This window comes from Paraburkholderia phymatum, assembly GCF_038900715.1.
GTDB classification, from domain to species: Bacteria; Pseudomonadota; Gammaproteobacteria; order Burkholderiales; family Burkholderiaceae; genus Paraburkholderia; species Paraburkholderia phymatum_A.
In genome coordinates this window covers 1-1581 of record NZ_JAYMRZ010000069.1, presented here as the reverse complement: position 1 = coordinate 1581, position 1581 = coordinate 1, and the positions used below count along the sequence as shown (strand labels likewise).

The window sequence follows — 1581 nt, the reverse complement described above, 5'->3', positions numbered from 1 at the left end:
GGCATCAGCAACGCCGTCACCGCGATTGCCGCCGCCTACTGGGCGCACAGCCCCGTGGTCATCGTCACGCCCGAGGCGGGCACCATGGGCATCGGACTCGGCGGCTTCCAGGAAGCGAAACAGCTGCCGATGTTCCAGGAGTTCACCAAATACCAGGGCCACGTCTCGCATCCGGCGCGTATGGCCGAGTTCACGGGACGCTGTTTCGACCGCGCGATGGCCGAGATGGGGCCCACGCAGCTCAACATCCCGCGTGACTACTTCTACGGCCAGATCAGGGCCGAGATTCCGCAGCCGCAGCGGCTCGATCGCGGCGCGGGCGGCGAGCAGCGCCTGAACGAAGCGGCCGAACTGCTCGCGCAGGCGCAGTTCCCGGTGATCATCTCCGGCGGCGGCGTGGTGATGGCGGACGCCCTCGACGAATGCCAGGCGCTCGCCGAGCGGCTCGGCGCGCCCGTCGTCAACAGCTATCTGCACAACGACTCGTTCCCGGCCAGGCACCCGCTGTGGTGCGGCCCGCTCGGCTATCAGGGCTCGAAGGCCGCGATGAAGCTGCTCGCGCAGGCCGACGTCGTGCTCGCGCTGGGCTCGCGCCTGGGGCCGTTCGGCACGCTGCCGCAGCACGGCCTCGACTACTGGCCGAAGACCGCGAAGATCATCCAGATCGATGCCGATCACAAGATGCTCGGGCTGGTGAAGAAGATTTCCGTCGGCATCTGCGGCGATGCGAAGGCGGCCGCCATTGCGCTCACCGAACGCCTCGCGGGCCGCGCGCTCGCCTGCGATGCCACGCGCGAGGCGCGCGCCAGCCAGATCGCCGGCGAGAAAGCGGCATGGGAAAAGGAACTCGACAGCTGGACGCATGAGCGCGACCCGTACAGCCTCGACATGATCGAGGAGCAGAAGAACGAGCGCACCTTCAGTGGCGGCGAGTATCTGCATCCACGGCAGGTGCTGCGCGAGCTGGAAAAGGCGATGCCCGACGATGTGATGGTGTCCACCGACATCGGCAACATCAACTCGGTGGCCAACAGCTATCTGCGCTTCAACAAGCCGCGCAGCTTCTTCGCGGCGATGAGCTGGGGCAACTGCGGCTACGCGTTCCCGACCATCATCGGCGCGAAGGTGGCGGCCCCGCACCGCCCCGCGATCTCGTATGCGGGCGATGGTGCGTGGGGCATGAGCATGATGGAGACGCTCACCTGCGTGCGCCACAACATCCCCGTGACGGCCGTGGTGTTCCACAACCGGCAGTGGGGCGCGGAGAAGAAAAACCAGGTGGACTTCTACAACCGCCGCTTCGTCGCCGGCGAGCTCGACAATCCGAGCTTCGCGGGCATCGCGAAGGCAATGGGCGCCGAGGGCATCGTCGTCGACCGGCTCGAGGACGTCGGCCCGGCGCTGAAGAAGGCGGTCGACCTGCAGATGAATCACGGCAAGACCACGATCGTCGAGATCATGTGCACGCGCGAACTGGGCGATCCGTTCCGGCGCGACGCGCTGTCCAGACCCGTGCGCCTGCTCGACAAGTACAAGGACTACGTCTGAACGAGCGGTCCCGCAGCGCGGCGTTCCCCGGCA

The 1581-nt window shown here is 67.0% G+C and carries 1 protein-coding gene; it reads left to right on the top strand.

The features are described 5' to 3' along the window. On the top strand, window positions 1-1548 hold a 1548-nt coding region (gene xsc / locus VSR68_RS42400), incomplete at its 5' end, for a sulfoacetaldehyde acetyltransferase (protein WP_342945364.1). Window positions 1549-1581 lie beyond the last annotated feature (33 nt).